Annotated in this window: 21 protein-coding genes; 16 read left to right on the forward strand and 5 right to left on the reverse strand. The window is 67.8% G+C overall.

The genetic code is table 11. The features are described 5' to 3' along the window. Positions 1-47 precede the first annotated feature (47 nt). Positions 48-227 (reverse strand): small membrane protein YohP, encoded by a 180-nt coding sequence (locus IAI54_RS26310; RefSeq protein ID WP_187969988.1) that lies wholly within the window; start codon positions 225-227, stop codon positions 48-50. Positions 228-653: 426 nt separating this feature from the next. On the opposite strand from IAI54_RS26310, the gene IAI54_RS26315 reads away from it, so the two are divergent. From IAI54_RS26315 to IAI54_RS26325, 3 genes are read left to right on the forward strand one after another with little or no spacing between them, the layout of a single operon-like run. Beyond that, a complete protein-coding gene (locus IAI54_RS26315) occupies positions 654-1,037 on the forward strand; it encodes a hypothetical protein (RefSeq protein ID WP_187969989.1) in 384 nt (127 codons plus the stop codon). Between the two features lie 47 nt (positions 1,038-1,084). Next, on the forward strand, positions 1,085-1,849 hold the full coding sequence (locus IAI54_RS26320; RefSeq protein ID WP_235679179.1) for a TlyA family RNA methyltransferase: 765 nt from the start codon (positions 1,085-1,087) through the stop codon (positions 1,847-1,849). Further along, complete coding sequence (locus IAI54_RS26325) at positions 1,846-3,096, forward strand: class I SAM-dependent RNA methyltransferase (protein WP_187969990.1); 1,251 nt, start codon at positions 1,846-1,848, stop codon at positions 3,094-3,096. Before IAI54_RS26320 ends, IAI54_RS26325 begins: the two co-directional genes overlap by 4 nt. A gap of 15 nt (positions 3,097-3,111) precedes the next feature. Here IAI54_RS26325 and IAI54_RS26330 read toward each other — a convergent pair whose 3' ends face one another. The 3 genes from IAI54_RS26330 to tldD form a co-directional block, all read right to left on the reverse strand. Then, positions 3,112-3,819, reverse strand: coding sequence for an NAD-dependent deacylase (locus tag IAI54_RS26330; protein WP_187969991.1), 708 nt, complete (start codon positions 3,817-3,819; stop codon positions 3,112-3,114). Further along, positions 3,816-4,961: a Fic family protein gene (locus tag IAI54_RS26335; RefSeq protein ID WP_187969992.1), complete on the reverse strand. Its 1,146-nt coding sequence runs from the start codon at positions 4,959-4,961 to the stop codon at positions 3,816-3,818. The genes IAI54_RS26330 and IAI54_RS26335 overlap by 4 nt, the downstream gene beginning before the upstream one ends. Positions 4,962-5,411: 450 nt before the next feature. After that, a complete protein-coding gene (gene tldD / locus IAI54_RS26340) occupies positions 5,412-6,821 on the reverse strand; it encodes a metalloprotease TldD (protein WP_187969993.1) in 1,410 nt (469 codons plus the stop codon). A gap of 163 nt (positions 6,822-6,984) precedes the next feature. Between tldD and IAI54_RS26345 the strand changes: the two genes are divergently transcribed. Together IAI54_RS26345 and IAI54_RS26350 are read left to right on the forward strand one after the other, a co-directional pair. Beyond that, complete coding sequence (locus tag IAI54_RS26345) at positions 6,985-8,469, forward strand: S8 family peptidase (RefSeq protein ID WP_187969994.1); 1,485 nt, start codon at positions 6,985-6,987, stop codon at positions 8,467-8,469. Positions 8,470-8,615: 146 nt separating this feature from the next. Continuing rightward, a complete protein-coding gene (locus IAI54_RS26350) occupies positions 8,616-8,858 on the forward strand; it encodes a hypothetical protein (RefSeq protein ID WP_187969995.1) in 243 nt (80 codons plus the stop codon). An 86-nt stretch (positions 8,859-8,944) separates the two neighbouring features. Here the strand turns inward: IAI54_RS26350 and IAI54_RS26355 are convergent, their stop codons facing one another. Further along, a complete protein-coding gene (locus tag IAI54_RS26355; RefSeq protein WP_187969996.1) occupies positions 8,945-9,460 on the reverse strand; it encodes an invasion associated locus B family protein in 516 nt (171 codons plus the stop codon). Between the two features lie 352 nt (positions 9,461-9,812). On the opposite strand from IAI54_RS26355, the gene coxB reads away from it, so the two are divergent. The 11 genes from coxB (at position 9,813) to rnhA (ending at position 18,895) form a co-directional block, all read left to right on the forward strand. Beyond that, positions 9,813-10,682 carry a cytochrome c oxidase subunit II gene (coxB, locus tag IAI54_RS26360; RefSeq protein WP_420838251.1) on the forward strand — a complete coding sequence of 290 codons (870 nt, stop codon included), beginning with the start codon at positions 9,813-9,815 and terminating at the stop codon, positions 10,680-10,682. Positions 10,683-10,722: 40 nt separating this feature from the next. Further along, the gene (gene ctaD, locus IAI54_RS26365; RefSeq protein ID WP_187969997.1) at positions 10,723-12,372 is read left to right on the forward strand and encodes a cytochrome c oxidase subunit I; all 1,650 of its coding nucleotides are present in this window, start codon (positions 10,723-10,725) and stop codon (positions 12,370-12,372) included. Positions 12,373-12,451: 79 nt separating this feature from the next. Next, complete coding sequence (locus tag IAI54_RS26370; RefSeq protein WP_187969998.1) at positions 12,452-13,387, forward strand: heme o synthase; 936 nt, start codon at positions 12,452-12,454, stop codon at positions 13,385-13,387. Between the two features lie 5 nt (positions 13,388-13,392). Further along, complete coding sequence (locus IAI54_RS26375; RefSeq protein WP_187969999.1) at positions 13,393-13,554, forward strand: hypothetical protein; 162 nt, start codon at positions 13,393-13,395, stop codon at positions 13,552-13,554. A gap of 8 nt (positions 13,555-13,562) precedes the next feature. Beyond that, positions 13,563-14,198, forward strand: a complete 636-nt coding sequence (locus IAI54_RS26380) for a cytochrome c oxidase assembly protein (RefSeq protein ID WP_187970000.1) — start codon at positions 13,563-13,565, stop codon at positions 14,196-14,198. 1 nt (position 14,199) lies between these two features. Further along, a complete protein-coding gene (locus IAI54_RS26385; RefSeq protein ID WP_187970001.1) occupies positions 14,200-15,090 on the forward strand; it encodes a cytochrome c oxidase subunit 3 in 891 nt (296 codons plus the stop codon). A gap of 160 nt (positions 15,091-15,250) precedes the next feature. Then, complete coding sequence (locus IAI54_RS26390) at positions 15,251-15,637, forward strand: DUF983 domain-containing protein (protein WP_187970002.1); 387 nt, start codon at positions 15,251-15,253, stop codon at positions 15,635-15,637. Then, the gene (locus IAI54_RS26395; RefSeq protein ID WP_187970003.1) at positions 15,634-16,383 is read left to right on the forward strand and encodes an SURF1 family protein; all 750 of its coding nucleotides are present in this window, start codon (positions 15,634-15,636) and stop codon (positions 16,381-16,383) included. The genes IAI54_RS26390 and IAI54_RS26395 overlap by 4 nt, the downstream gene beginning before the upstream one ends. Positions 16,384-16,459: 76 nt before the next feature. Next, positions 16,460-17,461 (forward strand): 4-hydroxy-3-methylbut-2-enyl diphosphate reductase, encoded by a 1,002-nt coding sequence (ispH, locus tag IAI54_RS26400; protein ID WP_187970004.1) that lies wholly within the window; start codon positions 16,460-16,462, stop codon positions 17,459-17,461. A gap of 25 nt (positions 17,462-17,486) precedes the next feature. Beyond that, positions 17,487-18,455: a homoserine kinase gene (locus tag IAI54_RS26405; RefSeq protein ID WP_187970005.1), complete on the forward strand. Its 969-nt coding sequence runs from the start codon at positions 17,487-17,489 to the stop codon at positions 18,453-18,455. Further along, positions 18,452-18,895 carry a ribonuclease HI gene (gene rnhA / locus IAI54_RS26410; RefSeq protein ID WP_187970006.1) on the forward strand — a complete coding sequence of 148 codons (444 nt, stop codon included), beginning with the start codon at positions 18,452-18,454 and terminating at the stop codon, positions 18,893-18,895. The genes IAI54_RS26405 and rnhA overlap by 4 nt, the downstream gene beginning before the upstream one ends. Positions 18,896-18,966: the final 71 nt, after the last annotated feature.

Below are 18,966 nucleotides of genomic sequence, written 5' to 3' on the forward strand. Positions count from 1 at the left end.
TCGCGGAAGCCGATGCCTTCCGCGAGCTGCCGCTGCCTTCGCCGCCGTCAGAAGATCAGCATCAGGATACCGATGACGACCAGCAGGCCGATGAGGAAGATGATTCCGATCGTGCCGCCGATGAACTTGAGCATGTCGCGTCTCGCCGATTGTTGCTGTCGGTGCCGAACGCGCGGAAGGCCGGATGGTTTCGCGAAGCGCCGTCGCTGGCTGCGGCGAGGGAGCACGCCGGCATCGAGTTTTCCAACGTCGCGCTCCTTCGCGCCCCCCTCTGCCTGCCGGCATCTCCCCCACACGGGGGGAGATCGGCGGTTCGGGCGGCGGCGCTCCTTCGACGCCGATGACAACCGGCGGATCCGGTGACGCGCCTGATCTCCCCCCGTGTGGGGGAGATGCCGGCAGGCAGAGGGGGGCGCGACAGAGCTCGGCGTCCCCTCGCATCCCGCGCGGCGCGCTGCTCGGACAGCACGGCGGCGTCAATTGCAGTATCACCGGTCGCGCTAGCGCGACCGCGCGCCCGGCGCGCCCGCCGCCCCGGCCATCCCCCTGTAACCTCCGGTTTACGCTCCTGCTTTGCCTCCCGCTTACCCTGTCTCTTGGCCCGATCTTAGGATCGCTGCGCTACACCGGTCGCGGGACTGGGAGCACGCATCATGAAGACGTTTCTCGCGGCCGCGGCGCTCGTCGCCGGGCTGAACGGCATCGCTTTGGCCGACGTCCGGGCCGAACCCGGCGGCGCGGGGAGGGGACCTGCGACACGCTCTCCGGGCGGTCCGACCGGGCGGATCGACGTCGTGGTCCCGCAGGTCGACCGCTCGATCGACCGGGCGGCGGCGCGCATCCTCGCCGGGCGGATCGGCAACCTTCGCGGCGGCTTCGCCCCCGGCGTCGAACCGTCCTTCGTGCGCTCGGTCAGCGCCGAGACCACCGCCAGCACCACGCGCGCGGCACCGGCGCCCTCCCGGCACGGCGTCTGGATCGACGGTCTCGCGCGGGCGAGCGACCCGCTCGCCGGGCGCCTGCTGGCCGATCTCTGAGCCATCGCGGCTTGCGCTCGCGCCCCGCATTCGCCAATGAGGGGCGGATGCGGCCCGACCATCCCAGTTCCGGAACGATGCGCCTCGACGAGGCGCTGGTGGCGCGCGGCCTGTTTTCCTCGCGCTCGCGGGCCCGCGACGCCATCCTGCGCGGCACGGTCACCGTCGACGGCCGCGGCGAGACGAAGCCCGCTCTGGCGGTTCCGGCGACGGCGGCCATCGCGGTCGCCGATCCGGCGCAGCGCTACGTCTCGCGCGCGGCGCTGAAGCTCGTCGCCGCGCTCGACGGCTTCGGCCTCGACCCCGCCGGCTGCACGGCGCTCGACGTCGGCGCCTCCACCGGCGGCTTCACCCAGGTGCTGCTCGAACGCGGGGCAGGGCATGTCGTCGCCCTCGACGTCGGCCACGGCCAGCTGCACGAGAGCCTGCGCGCCGACCCGCGCGTCACCGTGCGCGAGGGCCTCAACGCCCGCGACCTGACCGTCTCCGATCTTGCCGGCCACCGCCCCGACATGCTCGTCTCCGACGTCTCCTTCATCTCGCTGAAGCTCGCCCTGCCGCCGGCGCTGGACCTCGCCGCCCCCGGCGCGCCCGGCGTCTTCCTGGTCAAGCCGCAGTTCGAGGCCGGCCGCGCGGCGATCGGCAAGGGCGGCCTCCTGCGCGATCCCGCCGACGGTCCCCGCGTCGCGGACGACCTCGCCGGCTGGCTCGGCCGGCAGCCGGGCTGGCGCACGCTCGGCCTCCTGCCGTCGCCCATTGCCGGCGGCGACGGCAACCGCGAGTTCCTGCTGGCCGGAGTGAAGGACGCATGAGCGCCGAATCGACCCGCCTCCTCATCGAGCGCCTCGGCGCCCAGGGCGACGGCATCGCCCGCACCGCGCGCGGCCATGCCTACGTCCCCTTCGCGCTGCCGGGCGAGACGGTCACCGCCGCCGTCGTCGGCGAGCGCGGCACCCTGATGGCGCTGATCGAGCGCGCGCCCGAGCGCGTCGAGCCGCCCTGCCGGCATTTCGGCACCTGCGGCGGCTGCGTCCTGCAGCACCTCGAGCCCTCCGCCTATCACGCCTGGAAGCACGACAAGCTGGTGCAGGCGCTGGCCGGGCGCGGCCTCGACGTCGCGGTCGATCCGCTGGTCGCCTGCGCGCCGGAGAGCCGCCGCCGCGCCGCCTTCACCGCAAGGCGCACGGACCGCGGCATCGAGCTCGGCTACAACGAGGCCCAGTCGAACCGGCTCGTCGACATCGAGGAATGCCCGATCCTGGTGCCCGAGATCGTCGCCGCGCTGCCGGCGCTGCGCGATCTCGCCGGCATCGTCGCCGCCACCGGCCAGCCCTTCCGCCTCCTGGTCACCGCCACCAATCACGGTCTCGACGTCGCCGCCTTCGAATCCGGTGCGCTGTCCGACCATGCCCGCCACGCCGCCGGCCGCTATGTGCTCAAGGCCGGCTTCGCCCGGCTCTCGGTCGACGGCGAGATCGTCATCGAGCCGAGGAAGCCCATGGTCATGGCCGGCGGCGTCGCGCTCGAGCCGCAGCCGGGCGGCTTCCTCCAGGCGGTCGCCTCGGCGGAGGACGCCATGGCCGCGCTCGCCGTCGGCCATCTCGGCAAGTCGAAGAAGGTCGCCGACCTGTTCTCCGGCGCCGGCGCCTTCGCGCTCCGCCTCGCCCGCCACGCCGAGGTGCATGCGGTCGAGGCGGAGGCCGCGGCGCTGGGCGCGCTCGACCGCGCCTTCCGCTTCGCCGCCGGCCTGAAGCGCGTGACGCTCGAACGGCGCGACCTCTTCCGCCGGCCGCTGACCTTCAAGGAGCTCAACGCCTTCGGCGGCGTGATCTTCGATCCGCCCCGCGCCGGCGCCGAGGATCAGGCGCGGCAGATCGCCCGCAGCGACGTGCCGAAGGTCGTGGCCGTCTCCTGCAATCCCGTCACCTTCGCCCGCGACGTCGCGATTCTCGTGGAAGGCGGCTACGCGCTGACGCGCGTGGTGCCGGTCGACCAGTTCCTCTGGTCGCCGCATGTCGAGGCCGTGGCCCTGCTGGACAAGCCGAAGAAGCGGCGCTGACCGCCGCCGGCCGGGTCATTCCCCGGCGAGCAGCCGCTCGACGAAGGCCGGCACGATCTCGGTCGCCTTGCCGTGCTCGGCTTCGGCAAACAGCGAGAACCCGTCCGACGGCTCGAGATTGAGCTCGACCGTATGCGCCCCGTGCCGCCGCGCCTCCTCGACGAAGCCGGCGGCCGGGTAGACGCTGCCGCTCGTGCCGATCGACACGAACAGGTCGCAGGCCTCCAGCGCCCGCTCGATCCGCCCCAAGTGGTAGGGCATCTCGCCGAACCACACGACGTCGGGCCGGAGCGTCCCCATCGAGTGGCAGGCCGGACACAGCGTGTCGACGTCCATGTCGCCCGGCCAGTGCAGCCGGTTGCCGCAATTGCTGCACAGCGCCTGGCCGATCTCGCCATGCATGTGGATCAGCCGCGACGAACCGGCCCGCTCGTGCAGGTCGTCGATGTTCTGCGTCACCAGCAGGAACGCGCCGGAAAACGCGTGCTCCAGCCGCGCCAGCGCCACATGCGCCGCGTTCGGCGCCACCCCCGCCATGCCGCGCCGGCGCTGGTTGTAGAAGTCGTGCACCAGCCGCGGATTGCGCGCGAAACCCTGCGGCGTCGCCACGTCGCGATAATCCACCTTCGACCAGATCCCGCCCGCGTCGCGGAACGTGTCGACGCCCGATTCGGCCGAGATGCCCGCGCCGGTGAGGATGACGATGGAGGAGGGGCGTTTCATGCCGAAGCTCTGAGGATGGCGCGTGCGGCGAAGTATTCCGGCATGGACGGACCCTGCACCTTTTCCAGGACGCCGATCTCCTCGAGATTGGCGATCGTCAGCCGGGCAGCGCGATGCGTCACGCCGAGGAGCTTCTTCACGATGGGCGTCGAAACCACCGGACTGGAGAAGAGGTGGTCGATGACGATGACGACGTTGTTGGATCGGAATTTCGACATCGCCAGCTCGCGGTACTCGTTCTGGAGAGAGATGAGGCCGTCTATCAGCCGGTTCGAGGTGACGCATGTATCGGTGCAGACGGAGAGGAAGAAGTGCAGCCATTGGGTCCAGCGTCCCTTCGAAGAGACGTCGAACATCAGGTCGATGTATTCATCCTTGCGGGCTTCGAGGCTGGCGCTCGGATAGAACACCGGTGCCGTGATCAGCCCTCTCGATTGGAGGATGAGCGGGATCAGAATTCGCCCGACACGTCCGTTGCCGTCGGCGAAAGGATGGATCGTTTCGAACTGGTAGTGGACGATTGCAGCTTCGAGCAGGGCGGGAATCGATTGCGGGTCGTCCCGATTGATGAAGGCTTCGAGTTGATCCATCGCAGCGGCCGCTTCCTTGGGAGGGGGAGGGACGAACCGGGCGGATTGGGGGGAAATGCCTCCGATCCAGTTCTGGTCGCGCTTGTATTCGCCTGGCCGCTTGTCTCCGCCTCTTCCGCGCGGCAGACCCGCCAGGAGCTTTTCGTGAACTTCCCTGATCATCCTATGGCATATCGGCAACTGCTCCATCATGTTCAGCGCGTGGGTTAGCGCGCGTGCGTAGTTCAATACTTCGCGTGTGTCCGCTCTTGCTCCTTCCTCGGCTCCCGCTTCCAGCAAAGCCAGTTCATCTGTCGTCGTGAATGTCCCTTCCATCGCCGATGACAGGAGTGCCTCACGTCGCTGGAGTGGTCGAAGGATGATGTGGGGATTGCGCAACTGAGCGATTTTGGCGTTCAGAGCACCGATCGCCGCCATTGACTCGCCAAAGGCGAGAAATACCGCCGCGAGATCGATTTTCGGGGGGAGCGGGTCGGGGGAAAACGCTTTGACACCCAAACTCGTGTCGATGAGTTTTCCGGGGGATCCGCTGTTGAAACTACGAGGGTCCATGGCGAGTGATACCTTATGGGCGATTGAGTACCATCCTTCGCGATTACCGCTAGTTAGGTATCATGTCTACGCCTCTTTGATACATAACCGCCGTTTAGGTATCACGTCTGCGTGCCGCAGACAGGAGTGCCTCACGTCGCTGGAGTGGTCGAAGGATGATGTGGGAATTGCGCAACTGCGCGATTCTGGCGTTCAGAGCACCGATCGCCGCCATCGACTCGCCACAGGCGAGAAATACCGCCGCGAGATCGATTTTCGGGGGGAGCGGGTCGGGGGAAAACGCCTTGACACTCAAACTCGTGTCGATGAGTTTCCCGGGGGATCCGCTGTTGAAACTACGAGGGTCCATGGCGAATGATACCTGATCGGCGATTGAGTACCATCCTTCGCGATTGCTGCTAGTTAGGTATCATGTCCACGCCTCTTTGATACCTGATCGCCGCTAAGGTATCACGCCCGCGTGCCGCCCACCGTCATCTGGTCCATCCTCAGATGCGGTTGGCCGACGCCCACCGGCACGCCCTGGCCGGCCTTGCCGCACATGCCGATGCCGGTGTCGAGCTTCATGTCGTTGCCGATCATCGAGACCCGGTGCATGGCGTCCGGCCCGTTGCCGATCAGCATCGCGCCCTTGATCGGCTGCGTCACCTTGCCGTCCTCGATCATGTAGGCCTCGGTGCAGCCGAACACGAACTTGCCCGACGTGATGTCCACCTGGCCGCCGCCGAAGGAGACGGCGTAGATGCCCTTCTTCACCGAGGCGATGATCTCGGCCGGCTCCCTGTCGCCGCCGGTCATGAAGGTGTTGGTCATGCGCGGCATCGGCTGGTGCGCATAGCCCTCGCGCCGGCCGTTGCCGGTGGCGCGCATGCCCATCAGCCGGGCGTTCTGCCGGTCCTGCATGTAGCCGACGAGCTTCCCGTCCTCGATCAGCACGTTGCGCGCGCTGGGCGTGCCCTCGTCGTCGATCGTCAGCGAGCCGCGCCGCTCGGCGATGGTGCCGTCGTCGACGACTGTGACGCCTTTGGCCGCCACCTGCTGCCCCAGCAGGCCGGAAAAGGCCGAGGTCTTCTTGCGGTTGAAGTCGCCTTCCAGCCCGTGCCCCACCGCCTCGTGCAGCATCACGCCCGGCCAGCCGGAGGACAGCACGATGTCGAACGTGCCGGCCGGCGCCGGCACCGCCTCCAGATTGACCAGCGCCTGGCGCAGCGCCTCCTCGGCGGCGTGCTTCCAGCTCTGCTCGGCAATGAACTCGCCGAACGCCTTGCGGCCGCCCATGCCGTAGGAGCCGCTCTCCTGCCGGTCGCCCTCGCCGACGACCACCGACACGTTCATCCGCACCAGCGGGCGGATGTCGCGCACAAGGTGCCCGTCGGCGCGCAGGATCTCCACCTGCTGCCACGAGGCCGTCAGCGCCGCCGTCACCTGCCGCACGCGGGGATCGCGCGCCCGCACCCAGCCGTCGATCTCCTGCAGCAGCGCGGCCTTCTCGGCGAAGCCGGGCGAGGCGATCGGGTTGACGTCGTCGTAGAGCTTCACGTTCGTTCCCGCCGGCGCTGCAGCCAGCGTGCCGGAATAGCCGGCCTTCACCGCCGCCACCGCGTCGGCGGCGCGGCGCAGCGCCGCTCCCGACATCTCGCTGGCATGGGCGAAGCCGGTCGCCTCGCCGGCCACCGCGCGCAGGCCGAAGCCCTGGTCGGTGTTGAAGCTCGCCGTCTTCAGCCGGCCATTGTCGAACATCAGCGCTTCGCCCTCGCTGTATTCGAGGAACAGCTCTCCGTCGTCGGCGCCGCCGATGGCATCCGCAACCAGGCGCCGGACGGTGCTGTCGTCGATGTCGAAGCGGGAAATCAGGTCCATCGGGAGGCTCCTTGCTGTGGCTCCGATGTAGGGCGTCCCGGCTTTGCCCGCAACGGCGTTCGCCGCGCGCCGTCCGATCGAATTATCCTAAGTTGCAGTATATTGATGTATGCAATCAATAAGAGTATCCTTGCCTCGGGGCACCACTTCGAGGGGAACATCAATGACACGATACGTCTTCATGCCGGACGACGGTGCCGACCGGCTTGCCGTCGCCCAGCTCGCGAGCGCGCTGGCGGCGCCCGAACCGCAGATCTTCGCTGCCGCCTCGGCGGCATCCGCCCCGTCCGCCGGCCGTCGCCGCGGCAAGCCGCCGGTCAGGATCATCGACGTCTTCGAGCCGACCGGCATCGCACTCGTCGAGGCGTCGGCGCAGGCTGCAGTCCCGGCCGCCGCGCCGCCCGGCGGCACGTACTATCCGGTCCTGAACTACCAGACGGCCATCGCCGCGCCCCGCGCCGGCCGGACGAAGCTGCCGCGCACCCTCGGTCCGGCGGGAGGAGCTCTCTTTGCGCTGCAGCTGCGCCTTTCGGACAGCGGCGCTCCCGTCTCCGGAGCCGTCGTCCATCTCCGGCTGAAGGGCAGTACGATCCAGCTGTCCGCCTCGTCCGACGCACAGGGCAACGCCGTCTTCGGGATGCGCGCGCCGGGCGTGCGCGGGGCGATGCTTCTCGTCGAGCCGGGCTTCCAGCAGCACTGGGGCTACATGGACGCGGCCGCCGATCTCGACAGCGGCGACGTCGTCACCCTGGATGCCATCGACCTCCCTCTCGCGCCGGACGTCCTGCGCAAGGCGCTGACGCCCGGCCGGACGGGTGACGGCGCCGGCGTGCGGATCGGCGTCATCGACACCGGCGTCGGCCCGCATCGCGATCTGCCCCAGGCAGTCGGCGACCATGATACCAGCGACGGCCACGGCACCCATGTCGCCGGCATCATCGCCGGTCGCGGCGCCGCGTCCAATGCCGGTATCGCGCCCGACGCCGAGATCAGGAGCTACCGCGTCTTCCCCGACCGCACCACCGGGCTCGCGCCGAACTACGAGATCCACAAGGCCATCGAACGGGCCGCGTCCGACGGCTGCCACCTGATCAACCTCAGCCTGAAGAGCGAGCGGCTGCTGGATCCCCATCACGACGACAAGGTCATCTCGCGGGCGATCAGGGACGCCGCCGACCGAGGGGTTCTCGCGATCGCCGCGGCCGGAAACGACTTCCGGCGCTTCGTCTCGTTTCCGGCACGCCATCCCGACGTGCTCTCCGTGTCGGCCTTCGGCGATGAAGCCGCCCTGCCGTCCAGGGCCTACGATCGCTGGACCGTCTCGCAGGACCGGGCCAGGGGAAAACCCGACGTCTTCTTCGCGAATTTCTCCAACCAGGGCATCGACGGCACGAAGGTCGACCTGACGGCGCCGGGCGCCGGTGTCGTGTCGACCGTCCCGGGCGACGGCTATGCGCCGATGAGCGGCACGTCGATGGCCTGTCCGGCCGCCACGGGGGCGATCGCCCGGGTCCTGTCGCGCCAGCCCGCCATCCTCGCCATGCCGCCCGACAGGACGCGCATGCAGGCGATGCGGGCGGCGGCGATCGCCGCTCTCGCGCCCGTCGGCTTTGCCGTCGCGTTCGAAGGGCAGGGCATGGTTTCGTGACCGCCTGTACTGCGCTCTTCAATCGCGGAACCGGTTTTCGCGCGCGTTTCGCGTAAAGCGTGCAATCGGGCGCCAATGCGCGTCAGTCTTGAACCGGCGCGCCCTTCGCCCTATTCTCCAACCTCCACCGAAACAGGATCATCGACATGGAACGGCTGGTAATCATCTCCGAAGAGCCTCTGTCGGAAGAGGCGCCTCTTGTTCAGGCGATCGGCAGCATGCCCGGCATAGCGGTCACGTCCGTTTCGCCGTCCTTCATCGACGTCGAGGTCACAAAGCCCCAGTCCGGCGCACGCTTGCGTGCCTTCGCGCTGCGCAACGGGCTGTCGGTCGAAGCGACGCCGGAAGTTCAGCTGATGGAACCGATGTCACCTTTCCGGGCATTCTGACGGACCCTGCGGGGCCGCCCGGACCGGGCGATGCGCCGCATCGGGTCGGACGGCATCGCGCTGCGCTGCCGTCCGCCTTCCATCCGTCACGGCAGCGCGGCGAAGCCGTCGGAAAATCCCGTCAGGTCGACCGGAATGCCGATGCCTTCCTCCGGCGTCTGGAAGACGATGAAGGTCGCCGACTTGCCGGTCTTGAACGTGTCCAGCAGCGACGGCTCGAGGATCACCTCGGCATAGCAGCCGTCCTGGAAGCAGCGCACGAAATAGGCCCGGCCGATGTCCTTGCCGTCGACGTTCAGGCCGAGCCCGTTCGGCAGGAGCACGCCGAGCGGCGCCAGCACGCGCAGGATCTCCGCCTTGTTGTCGGCCGTGCGCAGCACCACGACCGAGAGCCCGACCTCCGGCCTGTCTTCCGCGACCACGTTCTGCATCAGGGCGCACTGCTCGCCCGACGCGCCGGCCGGAACGTCGCAGATCACCGACCATGCGCCATGGGTGCCGCGCACGGTTCCGCTGGGCTGCGCGCCGGCAGGAAGCCCGGCGATCGTGGCGAGTGCTCCGGCGAGCGCAGCGGCGAGGAAGCGTGCGGGGATCGCGATCATGGGGACTCCGTTGCGAATCACTTCAATCTAGCGTGGCGGCCTGCGCTTTCAAAGACATGCGGCCAGATCGACCACCGACCGCGGTCCACCGGGACCACTGCCCCGCGAATTGGCCCGAATTGCGGCCCGCGCCTGCACGGCTCCGGGCCACGGGGTGGGCGAGTATCGGTCCAGGAGCACCCGCGCATTTTGATCTCGCGCAAAAATGCCGCATGAATTCGTCCAGGGCGTTTGTTGCGGTCGGGGCCGGGATATGGTTTTAACGGCCCGAATGCCGTCCGGGGAGTCTCTCCCGGAGGAGAGGGCGTGGGACCAGGCGGTCCCGCGCGCGTCGATCGAGGAGAATCCGAGCGTGACCAAGAAGTTCCTGACGATGCTGTCCGGTACGATTGCGCTTATGGCCGCAGGACCGGCCTGGGCCGACAAGCCCGTCGAATGGCAGGTCGGCATGCAGGCGGCCGCCACGCCCATCATGGAGGCGATCCGCTGGTTCGAGCAGTATACGCTGTGGTTCATCGTGCCCATCACGCTGCTCGTGCTGTTCCTCCTGGCCTGGGTCATCATCCGCTACCGCGCCAGCGCCAATCCGGTCCCGTCCCGCACCAGCCACAACACGCTGATCGAGGTGATCTGGACCGTCGGACCCGTCGTGGTGCTCCTGTTCCTGGCCATTCCCTCCTTCCAGCTGCTCACGGCGCAGTACACGCCCACCGAGGAGCCCTCGCTCACCATCAAGGCGACCGGCAACCAGTGGAACTGGGACTACGAGTACCAGATCGAGGAGCCCTTCTCCTTCAATGCGGCCATGCTGCAGGAGGGCCAGCGCGCCGACCTCGGCAAGGAGGACGTCGCGGCCTATCCGCGTCTCCTGGCGGTCGACAACGAGATCGTCGTGCCCGTGGACGCGACCGTGCGTGTCCTCGTCACCGCGAGCGACGTGATCCATGCCTTCGCCATGCCCGCCTTCGGCCTCAAGGTCGATGCGGTGCCGGGCCGCATCAACGAGACCTGGTTCAAGGCGACCCGCGAGGGTCTCTACTACGGCCAGTGCTCGGAACTGTGCGGCAAGGACCACGCCTTCATGCCGATCGCGATCCGCGTCGTCAGCCCCGAGCTCTACCAGCAGTGGGTCGCGGCGGCGGGTTCCGACCTGCCGGGCGCGAACCGCGCGCTGATGGCTGCGGTCGAATCGAAGTCGAAGATGGCGTCCGCCGCCGAGTAAGGCCGGCGAACCGAACAAGAATGACAATGGAGCGGTGAACATGGCAGGCGCTGCAGCCCACGACCATCACGACCACAAGCCCTATGGCTGGACGCGCTGGGTCTATTCGACGAACCACAAGGACATCGGCACGCTGTACCTGATCTTCGCCATCACGGCGGGCATCGTGGGCGGCTTCCTGTCCGTCATGATGCGCTGGGAGCTCGCAGAGCCGGGCATCCAGATCTTCCACGGGCTGGCGTCCATGGTCTACGGGGTCGAGGGCGATGCCGCCATCGATGCCGGCAAGCACATGTACAACGCCTTCACCACGGCGCACGGCCTCGTCATGATCTTCTTCATGGTCATGCCGGCGCTGATCGGCGGCTTCGCCAACTGGATGGTGCCGATCATGATCGGCGCGCCGGACATGGCCTTCCCGCGCATGAACAACATCTCCTTCTGGCTGCTTCCGCCGGCCTTCATCCTGCTCATCCTCTCGGCCTTCGTGCCCGCGGGGCCGGGCGCCTACGGCGTCGGCGGCGGCTGGACCATCTACCCGCCGCTCTCGACCTCCGGCCAGCCCGGGCCGGCGATGGATCTGGCAATCCTGTCGCTGCACATCGCGGGCGCCTCGTCGATCCTCGGCGCCATCAACTTCATCACCACCATCTTCAACATGCGCGCGCCGGGCATGACGCTGCACAAGATGCCGCTGTTCGCCTGGTCGGTGCTGATCACCGCCTTCCTGCTCCTGCTGTCGCTCCCGGTGCTCGCCGGCGGCATCACCATGCTGCTGACCGACCGCAACTTCGGCACGGCCTTCTTCGCGCCCGAGGGCGGCGGCGACCCGATCCTGTTCCAGCACCTGTTCTGGTTCTTCGGTCACCCGGAAGTCTACATCCTGATCCTGCCGGGCTTCGGCATCGTCAGCCACATCGTGTCCACCTTCTCGCGCAAGCCCGTCTTCGGCTATCTCGGCATGGCCTATGCCATGGTCGCGATCGGCGTCGTCGGCTTCGTCGTGTGGGCGCACCACATGTACACCACCGGCCTGTCGCTGGAGACGCAGCGCTACTTCGTCTTCGCCACGATGGTCATCGCGGTGCCGACGGGCGTGAAGATCTTCTCCTGGATCGCCACCATGTGGGGCGGTTCCATCTCCATGCGCACGCCCATGCTGTGGGCGATCGGCTTCATCTTCCTCTTCACCGTCGGCGGCGTGACGGGCGTGCAGCTCGCCAATGCCGGTCTCGACCGCGCCATGCACGACACCTACTACGTGGTCGCCCACTTCCACTACGTTCTGTCGCTCGGCGCCGTCTTCGCCATCTTCGCGGCCTGGTACTACTGGTTCCCGAAGATGACCGGCTACATGTACTCGCCGCTGATCGCCCGCACCCATTTCTGGGTCACCTTCATCGGCGTGAACCTGGTGTTCTTCCCGCAGCACTTCCTCGGCCTGGCCGGCATGCCGCGCCGCTACATCGACTATCCGGATGCCTATGCCGGCTGGAACATGGTCTCCTCCTACGGCTCCTACCTGTCGGCCATCGGCGTCTTGATCTTCCTCTACGGCGTCTTCGAGGCCTTCTCGAAGAAGCGCGAGGCGGGTGCCAATCCCTGGGGCGAGGGTGCCACCACGCTCGAGTGGCAGCTGCCTTCGCCGCCGCCCTTCCACCAGTGGGAGCAGCTGCCGAAGATCAAGTAGGCGCTGACCGCAGATTTCGAGGCCGCCGATCCGTCGGCGGCCTCGCACCAAGAACAACAAGAACCTGGAAACGTAAGGCATGGCTTTGGCCACCACCGACCGCGAGATCGACGCCGGGGTTCACCTCTCCGAGGCGACGCCAGGCGATTACTTCACGCTGCTCAAGCCGCGTGTGATGGCGCTCGTCGTCTTCACCGCCGTCGTCGGTCTCGTCGCCGCACCCGTGGCGCTGAACCCCTTCATCGCGCTGATCGCCATCCTGTCGATCGCCGTCGGCGCGGGCGCATCCGGTGCGCTCAACATGTGGTACGATGCCGACATCGACGCCGTGATGTCGCGCACCGCCACGCGCCCCGTCCCGAGCGGCCGCGTGCTGCCGGGCGAGGCGCTCGCCTTCGGGCTCGTCCTGTCTGCCCTGTCGGTGATGACGCTCGGCGTGCTGGTCAACTGGCTGGCTGCCTCGCTGCTCGCCTTCACGATCTTCTTCTACGCCGTGGTCTACACCATGTGGCTGAAGCGCTGGACGCCGCAGAACATCGTCATCGGCGGTGCCGCCGGCGCCTTCCCGCCGATCATCGGCTGGGCGGCGGCCACCGGCACCGTCAGCCTCGAGAGCGTCATCCTCTTCGCCATCATCTTCCTGTGGACGCCGCCGCACTTCTGGGCGCTCGCCTTGTTCAAGGCGGCCGATTACGGCCGGGCGGGCGTGCCGATGATGCCCAACGTCGCCGGTCTCGCCTCCACCCGCCGCCAGATCTTCGCCTATTCCGTCGTCATCGCGCCGGTCGGCGTGCTGCCGACCCTGCTCGGCTATGCGAGCTTCGGCTACGGCGCCTGCGCCGCCGCCCTCGGCGCCGGCTTCGTCTGGTACGCGCTCAAGGTGCTGCGCATGCGCGACGACGACCGCGACATGAAGCCGGCCAAGGCGCTGTTCGCCTATTCGATCCTCTACCTCTTCGCCATCTTCGCCGCCTATCTCGTCGACACGGTCGTCGGGCGGGCGTTGGCAGGATGACGGCCATGGGTGAGGAGGAAGACGGCATCAGGCTCACGCCTGCCCAGAAGAAGGCCCGCCGGTCGCGCAACGTCGCGATCGCGATCGGTCTGGCGCTGCTGGTGGTGATCTTCTACGTCGCGACGATTGCCAAGTTCGGTCCGGCAATCCTGAACCGGCCATTGTGAGGCACGCGATGAGCAACGACGTCGACACCCCCGCCCCCCCGGCCAAGGCTCCGTCCAACACTCTGGTCGCGGGCGCCTGCGCGGCCACCTTCCTCGGCATGATCGGCATGGCCTATGCGGCCGTTCCGCTCTACCAGCTGTTCTGCCAGGTCACCGGCTATGGCGGCACCACCCAGCGCGTCGAGCAGTATTCCGATACGGTGATCGACCGCCCGGTGACGGTGCGCTTCGACGCCAACGTCGCATCCGGCCTGCCGTGGGAATTCGGTCCCGAGCAGCGGTCGGTCACGATGAAGATGGGCGAGACCGTCCAGGTCAGCTACCGCGCGACCAACCCCTTCGACCGTCCGACCCGCGGCCGCGCGAGCTTCAACGTCTCGCCGGCGATGGCCGGCGCCTATTTCAACAAGGTCCAGTGCTTCTGCTTCACCGACACCGAGCTGAAGCCTGGCGAGACGCTCGAGATGCCAGTGGTCTTCTTCGTCGATCCGGCGATCGACGAAGTGCCCGAACTGCGGCACATGACGACGATCACTTTGTCCTATACCTTCTTCGGCATCGACGAGGAGCCGGCCGAGTCCGCCTCCGTCAAGGGAAGCGTCCCCGTCGAATCCGGGACCTCGACCAGCAACTTTGGGGGCTGACATGGCTGACGCGCACGCCAAACCGCAACACGACTACCACATCATCGACCCGAGCCCCTGGCCGTTCCTCGCCTCCGTCGGCGCGCTCGTCATGGCGCTGGGCGGCGTCGCCTGGATGCAGGCCATGAAGAGCGGCTCGCTCCACCTTTTCGGCCTCGACTTTTCGGCCGCGAACTACTGGATTTTCGTCATCGGCCTGGCGATCGTGCTCTACACGATGTACGCTTGGTGGTCGGACACGATCAAGGAAGGCAACGAGGGCCACCACACCCGCGTCGTGTCGCTGCACCTGCGCTACGGCATGATCATGTTCATCGCCTCGGAGGTGATGTTCTTCGTGGCCTGGTTCTGGGCCTTCTTCGACGCCGCGCTCTTCCCCGGCGAGGCATCGCAGGTCCTGCGCAGCGACTACACCGGCGGCCAGTGGCCCCCCGCGGGCATCGAGGTCCTCGATCCCTTCCACCTGCCGCTCTACAACACCATCATCCTGCTGCTCTCCGGCACCACGGTCACCTGGGCGCACCACGCGCTGCTGCACGACGACCGCAAGGGCCTCGTCTGGGGCCTCGTGATGACCGTCGCCCTCGGCATCCTGTTCTCCTTCGTGCAGGTCTACGAGTACATGCACGCGCCCTTCGCCTTCAGCGATTCGATCTACGGTGCCACCTTCTTCATGGCGACCGGCTTCCACGGCTTCCACGTCTTCGTCGGAACCATCTTCCTGCTGGTCTGCCTGTTCCGCGCCATGGCCGGCGGCTTCACGCCCAAGCAGCATTTCGGCTTCGAGGCGGCGGCCTGGTACTGGCATTTCGTCGACGTGGTCTGGCTCTTCCTCTTCGCCGCCATCTACGTCTGGGCGTCGGCCGGCGCGACCATCGCCGAGATCCACTGACGCCATCGTCGTCATGACGATCGCCATCGGAACGGCCGCCGCGAGGCGGCCGTTTGCCGTTGGAGCGCCTGTATCGGCATGCGGCATCGGGCGGTGTCGACCTGCCGCCGCCGTTGCTCTATACCCCACCCGTGACCAGCCACGGGAAAGGACCGGCGACATGAGCGAGGACAGCGCCTTCTACCCGCCCGTCGATCCGGTCCAGGCCGGTCTGAAGGGCCGCTGCCCGCGCTGCGGCGAGGGACGCCTCTTCAGGGGCTTCCTGGCGGTCGGCGACCGCTGCTCCAATTGCGGCCTCGACTACGGCTTCGCCGATGCCGGCGACGGCCCGGCCGTCTTCGTCATTCTCATCATCGGCTTCGTCGTGGTGGGGCTGGCGCTGTGGATGGAGATCACCTACGGGCCGCCGCTGTGGCTGCAGTTCCTCTTGTGGACGCCGCTGACGCTGGTCCTGTCGCTGACGGCGCTGCGGCTCATCAAGGGCGTGCTGCTCACGCTGCAATACGCCAACAAGGCCCGCGAAGGCCGGCTGGAAGGCCCGCAATGAGCGCCGGCCAGGCCGAGCCGCGCAGCAGCCGGCTTTCTCTCGCGCTCGCCCTCGGCGCCGGCCTCGTCGCGTTCGCGATCCTGATCGGGCTCGGCACTTGGCAGGTGCAGCGCATGCACTGGAAGGAAGGGCTCATCGCCACCATCGACGCCCGCATCCATGCCGAGCCGAAGCCGCTCGACTCAGTCCTTTCGTCCGGACCGGCCGTCGCCGACCTCGAATACACGCCGGTCACGCTGCAAGGGACGTTCGTCCATGCCGCCGAGCGCCATTTCTTCGCCACCTGGAACGGCGCCTCGGGCTTCTTCGTCTACACGCCGCTGCTGCGGCCGCAGGGCGACTACGTCTTCGTCAACCGCGGCTTCGTTCCCTACGACCTCAAGGATGCCGCCCGGCGACCGCAGAGCCTCGTCGAGGGGCCGGTCGCGATCGAAGGCCTCCTGCGGGCCCCTCTGGTCGAGAAGCCGTCGGCGATCCTTCCCGACAACGATCCGGGCAGGAACCTGTTCTACTGGAAGGACATCCGCGCCATGGCCGCGTCCGCGGGCCTGCCCGCCGATGCCTCCATCCTCGGCGTCTTCGTCGATGCCGACGATACGCCGAACGACGGCGGGCTGCCGGTCGGCGGCGTCACCATCGTCGATCTGCCCAACAACCATCTCCAGTATGTCGTCACCTGGTACGGCCTTGCCGCAGCGCTCGCCGCCGTCCTCGGCGCATGGTTCTGGCGCAATTTCCGGCGATAAGCGGATCGCGTCGATCCGCCCGGCCTTGACAGGGCAGGGTGGTCGACATCATGTCCCCGCCAAGGATAGCCCCGACATGAACGAGACCCCCAAGCCGCTCCTGACGATCCGCCTCTGCCAGCCGCGCGGCTTCTGCGCGGGGGTGGACCGCGCGATCCAGATCGTCGTGCTCGCGCTCAAGAAATACGGCGCCCCCGTCTATGTCCGCCACGAGATCGTCCACAACCGCTACGTGGTGGAAGGGCTCGAGGCCAAGGGCGCCGTCTTCGTGGAGGAGCTCGACGAGATCCCGCCGGAGCACCGCGGCCAGCCGGTCGTCTTTTCCGCCCATGGCGTGCCGAAATCCGTGCCGGCCGACGCGAAGGCGCGCGAGCTCTTCTATCTCGACGCCACCTGCCCGCTGGTCTCCAAGGTCCACAAGCAGGCGATGCGCCACCAGCGCCTCGGCCGCCACGTCATCCTGATCGGCCATGCCGGCCATCCCGAGGTCATCGGCACCATGGGCCAGCTGCCGGACGGCGCCGTGTCGCTGGTCGAGACCGTCGAGGACGCCGATCGCTACGTCCCCGCCGATCCCGACAATCTCGGCTTCGTCACCCAGACGACGCTCTCGGTCGAAGACACCGCGGGCGTGATCGCGCGGCTGCGCCAGCGCTTTCCGAACCTCCAGGCGCCGGCGGCCGATTCGATCTGCTACGCCACCACCAACCGCCAGGACGCGGTCAAGGAAACCGCCGACGGCGCCGACCTCTATCTGATCGTCGGTGCGCCGAACTCCTCCAATTCGCGCCGTCTGGTCGAGGTCGCGGAGCGGGCGGGTGCGGCCCGCGCGCTCCTCGTCCAGCGGGCGTCGGAAATTCCCTGGGAGACGGTCGGCGGCATCCGCACGCTCGGCCTGTCGGCCGGCGCGTCGGCGCCCGAGATCATCGTCGAGGAGATCATCGAGGCCTTCAGGACGCGCTTCGACGTCCGCGTGGAGCTTGCGGTGACGGCGACCGAAACCGAGGAGTTTCCCGTCATGCGCGACCTGCGCGACGTGGAACTCACCCGGGCCGACATGGCCTTCGTCAATGGCTGATCGACGGGACTGACGGGCGGGGACGATGGCGGTCTACACGGACATCTCGGAGGAGGAACTCGCAGTCTTCCTGCAGGGCTACGCCATCGGCGCAGCCCTGTCCTACAAGGGCATCGCGGAAGGTTCCGAGAACTCCAACTTCCTGCTCCACACCAGCCAGGGCACCTTCATCCTGACGCTCTACGAGAAGCGTGTGGATCGGGCCGAGCTGCCCTTCTTCCTGGGCCTGATGCAGCATCTCGCCCGCAAGGACATCAGCTGCCCGCTGCCCGTGATGCGCCGCGACGGGGAGCTGATCGGCGAACTGGCCGGTCGGCCTGCGGCCATCATCACCTTCCTCGAAGGGGTCTGGACGCGCCGTCCCACGGCCACGCACTGCCGCGAGGTCGGACGCGCGCTGGCCGAGATGCACGTGGCGGGCGCGGATTTCCCCATGCGCCGGCAGAACCGGCTCTCGGTCGACGGCTGGCGCGACCTCTGGGCGAAGGCCCGGCCGATGGCGGAGTCCTACGAGCGCGGCCTCGTGGCCGAGATCGACGCCGAGTTCGCCGCCTTCGAGCGCAACTGGCCGTCCGACCTGCCGAAGGGCATCATCCACGCCGATCTCTTTCCCGACAACGTCTTCTTCCTGGGCAGCCGCCTGTCGGGCCTGATCGACTTCTACTTCGCCTGCAACGATCTCCTGGCCTACGATCTGGCGACCTGTCTCAATGCCTGGTGCTTCGAGAAGGACAATTCCTTCAACCAGACCAAGGCGCGGGCGCTGCTCTCGGGCTACCAGACCGTGCGGCCGCTCCAGGAGGCCGAGCGCCTCGCCCTGCCGCTTCTGGCGCGCGGCTCGGCTCTGCGCTTCCTGCTCACGCGTCTCTACGACTGGCTGACCATCCCGGACGGCGCGCTGGTCCAGAAACGCGACCCGATGGAATTCATCCGCCGCCTGCGCTTCCATCGGCATATCGGTTCGGCGGCCGAATACGGTCTGGCAGACGCATGAAGACGGTCGAAGTGTTCACCGACGGGGCCTGCTCGGGCAATCCCGGCCCCGGCGGCTGGGGCGCCTACATGCGCTTCAAGGGCAAGGTCAAGGAACTCTCCGGCGGCGAGGCCGACACCACCAACAACCGCATGGAACTGATGGCGGCGATCGAGGCGCTGAATGCGCTGAAGGAATCCTGCCACGTCGTCCTGACCACCGATTCCAACTACGTCCGCGACGGCATCTCGAGCTGGATCGACGGCTGGAAGAGGAACGGCTGGAAGACGGCCTCGAAGCAGCCGGTCAAGAACGTCGAGCTCTGGCAGGCGCTCGATCAGGCGCGCCTGCGCCACAAGGTCGAGTGGCACTGGGTCAAGGGCCATGCCGGCCATCCGGAGAACGAACGCGCCGACGAACTCGCCCGCATGGGCATGGCGCCCTTCAAGCGTCGCCCCTGATCGTCTCCCCGTAACGAAATCAGCCGCCCGGAGGCGGCTGACGCGTGGTCGGAGCGGCAGCGGCAGCCTTC

Origin of the sequence: Aquibium microcysteis, from assembly GCF_014495845.1 — a bacterium.
GTDB classification, from domain to species: Bacteria; Pseudomonadota; Alphaproteobacteria; order Rhizobiales; family Rhizobiaceae; genus Aquibium; species Aquibium microcysteis.